The organism is Kitasatospora sp. NPDC056273 (assembly GCF_042268845.1).
Classification (GTDB): Bacteria; Actinomycetota; Actinomycetes; order Streptomycetales; family Streptomycetaceae; genus Kitasatospora.
Map to the genome: position 1 here is coordinate 23,761 of NZ_JBHJSJ010000086.1, position 6,114 is coordinate 29,874.

The 6,114-nt window shown below is 74.5% G+C and carries 5 protein-coding genes; all 5 read left to right on the forward strand.

Annotated elements, in window-relative coordinates; translation table 11 throughout:
• The first annotated feature begins 56 nt into the window (after positions 1–56).
• Positions 57–953 (forward strand): redox-sensing transcriptional repressor Rex, encoded by an 897-nt coding sequence (locus ACFCY1_RS39185; protein ID WP_049650497.1) that lies wholly within the window; start codon positions 57–59, stop codon positions 951–953.
• A 25-nt stretch (positions 954–978) separates the two neighbouring features.
• On the forward strand, positions 979–2,319 hold the full coding sequence (locus tag ACFCY1_RS39190) for a glutamyl-tRNA reductase (RefSeq protein WP_375877607.1): 1,341 nt from the start codon (positions 979–981) through the stop codon (positions 2,317–2,319).
• A gap of 41 nt (positions 2,320–2,360) precedes the next feature.
• Complete coding sequence (gene hemC, locus ACFCY1_RS39195) at positions 2,361–3,368, forward strand: hydroxymethylbilane synthase (protein ID WP_049650476.1); 1,008 nt, start codon at positions 2,361–2,363, stop codon at positions 3,366–3,368.
• Positions 3,365–5,017 carry a bifunctional uroporphyrinogen-III C-methyltransferase/uroporphyrinogen-III synthase gene (locus tag ACFCY1_RS39200; RefSeq protein WP_049650477.1) on the forward strand — a complete coding sequence of 551 codons (1,653 nt, stop codon included), beginning with the start codon at positions 3,365–3,367 and terminating at the stop codon, positions 5,015–5,017. Before hemC ends, ACFCY1_RS39200 begins: the two co-directional genes overlap by 4 nt.
• Positions 5,018–5,092: 75 nt before the next feature.
• Positions 5,093–6,073: a porphobilinogen synthase gene (gene hemB, locus ACFCY1_RS39205; protein WP_117488311.1), complete on the forward strand. Its 981-nt coding sequence runs from the start codon at positions 5,093–5,095 to the stop codon at positions 6,071–6,073.
• Positions 6,074–6,114 lie beyond the last annotated feature (41 nt).

A 6,114-nucleotide genomic window follows, 5' to 3' on the forward strand; every position in this document is an offset into this window, starting at 1 on the left:
ACAAACACATAGCCTGGCTGCCTAAGCCCAGCTTCACCCACAGGAGCACCGTGGCAATCGGCCGATCACCACAGAGCAGTTCGCAGACGCCCGACCAGGGCGCCGCGCGCCGACCCTCGCGTGCCCGGGGCATCCCGGAGGCGACGGTCGCCCGCCTGCCCCTCTATCTGCGGGCCCTCACCGCGCTCTCCGAGCGCTCGGTGCCGACCGTCTCCTCCGAGGAGCTGGCCGCCGCCGCCGGCGTGAACTCGGCCAAGCTGCGCAAGGACTTCTCCTACCTCGGCTCCTACGGCACCCGAGGCGTCGGCTACGACGTCGAGTACCTCGTCTACCAGATCTCCCGCGAGCTCGGCCTGACCCAGGACTGGCCGGTCGTCATCGTCGGCATCGGGAACCTCGGCCACGCGCTCGCCAACTACGGCGGGTTCGCCTCCCGCGGCTTCCGGGTGGCCGCCCTGTTGGACGCCGATCCCCACGTGGTCGGTTCCACCGCGGCCGGACTGCCGGTGCGGCACATGGACGAGCTGGAGTCGATCGTCGAGAGCCAGCACGTCTCCATCGGCGTGATCACCACCCCGCCCGGCGCCGCCCAGCAGGTGTGCGACCGGCTGGTGGAGGCCGGCGTCACCAGCATCCTGAACTTCGCCCCGACCGTGCTGTCCGTCCCGGACGGCGTGGACGTGCGCAAGGTGGACCTCTCCATCGAGCTCCAGATCCTGGCCTTCCACGAGCAGCGCAAGGCCGGCGAGGAGCCGGACGACCGCGCCGAGTCGGTGCTGGACCGCGCCCCCGGTCCGGTCCGGGCGGCCGCCGCCAAGCTGCGCCGCGCGGCCGGCGGCAGCGGCAAGGGCCGGGGCGCCGCCGAGCCGGCGGCCAAGGACCAGGCCGAGCAGGCCAAGGGAAAGTCCGCCAAGGGCGGCGACGGGGATCTCTCCGCGGTGATGCCCGCATGAACACCGAGAGCTGTGGGGGGCGGGCATGAGCCTTCTCGTCGTAGGGCTGAGCCATCGCACGGCCCCGGTCGGGGTACTGGAGCGCGCCGCGCTGACCGGTGACGTGCCGACCCGGCTGCTGCACGACGCGGCCGCCACCGCGACGGTCGGCGAGGCCGCGCTGCTGAACACCTGCAACCGGATCGAGCTGTACGCGGACGTGGACAAGTTCCACGCCGGCGTCGCCGAGCTGTCGCTGCTGCTGGCCCACCACAGCGGGGTGGACCTGGAGGAGCTGACCTCCCACCTGTACGTCCACTACGAGGACCGCGCCGTCCACCACCTCTTCTCGGTGGCCTGCGGCCTGGACTCGATGGTCGTCGGCGAGGGCCAGATCCTCGGCCAGCTGCGCGACGCGCTGGCCAAGGCCCAGGAGGAGCACACCGCCGGGCGCGGCCTGAACGAGCTGTTCCAGCAGGCGCTGCGGGTCGGCAAGCGGGCGCACAGCGAGACCGGCATCGACAAGGCCGGCCAGTCGCTGGTCACCTTCGGCCTGGAACAGGTCGCGGCGGGCGCGGGCGAGATCGCCGGCAAGCGCGCGCTGGTGGTCGGGGCCGGCTCGATGAGCTCGCTGGCCGCCGCCACCCTGGTCCGCTCCGGCGTGACCGACCTGCTGATCGCCAACCGGACCCCGGCCCGGGCCGAGCGGCTGGTCGAGATCCTCGGCCCGGACGTGGCCCGGGTGCTGGACCTCGCCAAGGTGCCGGAGGCGCTCGCCGACGTGGACCTGGTGATCTCCTGCACCGGCGCGGCCGGTGTGGTGGTCCGGGCCGAGGACGTGGCCGCCGCCGTCGCCTCCCGCAGGTCCCCCGAGCCGCTCGCCCTGCTGGACCTGGCCATGCCGCGCGACGTCGACCACGCCGTGCACGAGCTGCCCGGCGCCCTGCTGGTCGACCTGGAGAGCCTCTCCCACGCGCACGCCGCCAGCCCCGGCGCCGGCGACGTCGACCAGGTGACCCGGATCGTCTCCGACGAGGTGACGGCCTTCGGCGCCGCCCAGCGGGCCGCCCGGATCGCGCCGACCGTGGTCGCGCTGCGCTCGATGGCCTCCGACGTGGTCGCCGCCGAGCTCGGCCGGCTGGACTCCCGGCTGCCCGACCTGGACGAGCGCTCGCGCGCCGAGATCACCCAGACCGTCCGCCGCGTCGTCGACAAGCTGCTGCACGCCCCGACCGTCCGGGTGAAGCAGCTGGCCGCCGAGCCCGGCGGCGCCTCCTACGCGGAGGCGCTGCGGGAACTGTTCGACCTCGACCCGGCGGCCGTGCACGCCGTGTCGGGCACGCCCGTCGGCGGCGCGCCCCAGCCCTCGGCCGGGGGCACCAGATGAACCGTCAGCCATCCCACGAGTACCACCGGGACGATCACCTCATGAATGGTCAACCGATCACGGAGCAGCCCTCGGCCACCGCGGCCCTGCGGCTCGGCACCCGGCGCAGCGCCCTCGCCATGGCGCAGTCGGGCATGGTGGCCCGCGAGGTGACCAGGGTCACCGGGCGCCCCGTCGAGCTGGTCGAGATCACCACGTACGGCGACACCTCCCGGGAGTCGCTGGCCCAGATCGGCGGCACCGGCGTGTTCGTCTCCGCGCTGCGCGACGCGCTGCTGGAGGGCCGGATCGACTTCGCCGTGCACTCGCTCAAGGACCTGCCCACCGCCGCCCCCGAGGGCCTGGCGCTGGCCGCCGTCCCCGAGCGCGAGGACGTCCGCGACGCCCTGGTCGCCGCCGAGGGCCTGGCCCTGGAGGAACTGGTCGAGAAGCTCGCCGGCGCCGGCCGCCCGGCCCGGATCGGCACCGGTTCGCCGCGCCGGATGGCGCAGCTGAACGCCTGGGCCAGGGCCCGCGGCGCCCAGCTGGAGACCGTCGCGATCCGCGGCAACGTGGACACCCGGATCGGCTTCGTGACCAGCGGCGAGCTGGACGCGGTGGTGCTGGCCACGGCCGGCCTGAACCGGCTCGGCCGCAGCGCCGAGATATCCCAGCACCTCGACACCGAGGTGATGATCCCGGCCCCCGGCCAGGGTGCGCTCGCGATCGAGTGCACCACCGCCGACGAGGAGCTGACCGCCGCGCTCGCCGCGCTGGACCACGCCCCCACCCGGGTCGCCGTGGCCGCCGAGCGCGCCCTGCTGGCCACCCTGGAGGCCGGCTGCTCGGCGCCGGTGGCCGCGCTGGCCACCTGGGGCCGGGAGAACGAGCTGCGGCTGGACGGCGTGGTCGGCGACCCCGACGGAACCGCCCTGCTGAAGATGTCCGCCAACGGTCCGATCGTCCTCGACGAGACCGCCGAGCAGCGGGCGGCGGCCCTCGGCCGCACGCTGGCTGACCGGCTGCTCGCCGCGGGCGCGGCCGCCCTGATGGGGGAGCGAGCCCGATGAGCCCCACCACCGCCGCCACCGACGCCCTGTTCCCGGCGGGACAGCCCGCCACCGGACGGTGCACCTTCCTGGGCGCGGGCCCCGGGGACCCGGGGCTGCTGACCCTGCGCGCGGTCGAGGTGCTGTCCACCGCCGACGTGCTGGTCGCCGACCCGCTGACCGCCGCCGCCGTGCGCAGCCACTGTCCGGCCGGCGTGCAGGTGCACGCCCCCGCCGCCGAGGGCGCCGACTTCGACCTGGCCAAGGTGGTCGCCGAGGCCGTCCGCTCCGGCAAGCACGTGGTGCGCACCGTCGACGGCGACCCCGGCCTGGACGGCTGCGCCGCCGAGGAGATGCTCAGCTGCGCGGGCGACGGGATCCCGTTCGAGGTGATCCCGGGTGTCGCCCAGTCGGTCGGCGTCCCGGCGTACGCGGGTGTCCCGCTGCGCGCCGGTTCCGGCACCGACGTGCGCTTCGTGGACGGCGCCGCGCTGCTGGCCGGCAGCCCGGTCGACCTGGGCGCGCCGGAGACCACCCTGGTGGTCCGCACCACCCTGGGCCAGCTGCCCGCCACCGCCGCCGCGCTGGTCGCGGGCGGCCGCAAGCCGGAGTCGGCGCTGAGCGCCACGCTCTCCGGCACCACCACCCGCCAGCGGACCTTCACCTCCTCGCTGTCCGGCATCGCGGCGGACCTGAAGGCCGCCCGGGTGCTGCCCTCGCCGGTCTCCGCCCCGGTCGACCCGGCCACCTCGGTGATAGCCGTGGTGGGCGAGCAGGTCGCCCACCGGGCCTCGCACTCGTGGTTCGAGACCAAGCCGCTGTTCGGCTGGAACGTCCTCGTGCCGCGCACCAAGGAGCAGGCCACCGGCCTGTCCGAGCAGCTGCGCTCGTACGGCGCGGTGCCGCAGGAGGTGCCGACCATCGCGGTCGAGCCGCCGCGCACCCCGCAGCAGATGGAGCGGGCCATCAAGGGCCTGGTCACCGGCCGCTACGAGTGGATCGCCTTCACCTCGGTGAACGCGGTGCGCGCCGTCCGGGAGAAGTTCGAGGAGTACGGCCTGGACGCCCGCGCGTTCGCCGGGATCAAGGTCGCGGCGGTCGGCGAGACCACCGCGCAGGCCCTGGTGGACTTCGGCGTGAAGCCGGACCTGGTGCCCTCCGGCGAGCAGTCCGCGGCCGGGCTGCTGGAGGACTGGCCGCCGTACGACCCGGTCTTCGACCCGATCGACCGGGTGCTGCTGCCGCGCGCCGACATCGCCACCGAGACCCTGGTGGCCGGCCTGGTCGAGCTGGGCTGGGAGGTCGACGACGTGACGGCGTACCGGACGGTGCGCGCCTCGCCGCCGCCGGCCGAGACCCGCGAGGCGATCAAGGGCGGCGGCTTCGACGCGGTGCTGTTCACCTCGTCCTCGACCGTCCGGAACCTGGTCGGCATCGCGGGCAAGCCGCACAACGTCACGGTCATCGCCTGCATCGGCCCGGCGACCGCCAAGACCGCCGAGGAGCACGGCCTGCGGGTCGACGTGATGGCCCCGGCGCCGTCGGCGGCCGCGCTGGCCCAGGCGCTGGCGGACTTCGGTGCCAAGCGCCGGGACACCGCGACGGCCGCCGGTGAGCCGGTCTACCGGCCCAGCGAGCGCCGCCCCGGCTCGCGTCGCAAGGCCCGCTGAGAATTCTTAACTATGCTGCCGGGGGCGGCCGTTCGCCGCCCCCCGGCACTGCACAACCGTTCGGAGAGAGAAGCCGTGTCCGCTGAATTCCCGTACGTTCGCCCCCGCCGGCTGCGCCAGAGCCCGGCGATGCGCCGGCTGGTGGCCGAGACCCGGCTGCACCCGGCGGAGCTGATCCTGCCGCTGTTCGTCCGCGAGGGCGTCAGCGAGCCCGTCCCGGTGACGTCGATGCCGGGCGTGGTCCAGCACACCCGGGACACCCTGCGCAAGGCCGCGGTGGAGGCGGCCGAGGCGGGCCTGGGCGGCCTCATGCTGTTCGGCGTCCCGGAGGTGCAGGACGCCGTCGGCAGCGAGGGCACCAACCCGGACGGCATCCTCCAGCAGGCGATCCGGGACGTGGTCTCCGAGGTCGGCGACTCCCTGGTGGTCATGTCGGACCTCTGCCTGGACGAGTACACCGACCACGGCCACTGCGGCGTGCTGGCCGCCGACGGCAGCGTCGACAACGACGCCACCCTGGAGCGCTACGCCGAGATGGCCCGGGTGCAGGCCGACGCCGGCGTCCACCTGGTCGGCCCGTCCGGCATGATGGACGGCCAGATCGCCGTGGTCCGGCGGGCGCTGGACGAGGCCGGGCACCAGGACGTGGGCATCCTCGCCTACACCGCCAAGTACGCCTCGGCCTTCTACGGCCCGTTCCGCGAGGCCGTCGGCTCCTCGCTCAAGGGCGACCGCAAGTCGTACCAGCAGGACCCGGCCAACGCCCGCGAGGCGCTGCGCGAGCTGGAGCAGGACCTCGCCGAGGGCGCCGACATGGTGATGGTCAAGCCGGCCATGGCCTACCTGGACATCCTGCGCCAGGTCGCCGACGCCTCCCCGGTGCCGGTCTCCGCGTACCAGGTGTCCGGCGAGTACGCGATGGTCGAGGCGGCCGCCGCGAACGGCTGGATCGACCGGGAGCGGATGATCATGGAGACGCTCACCTCGATCCGCCGCGCGGGCGCCGAGCAGATCCTCACCTACTGGGCGCTCGAAGCCGCCGCGCTGCTCAAGTAGCGGACCCCGTACGGCGGAAGGCCGGGCCGCTCCCGTGGGGG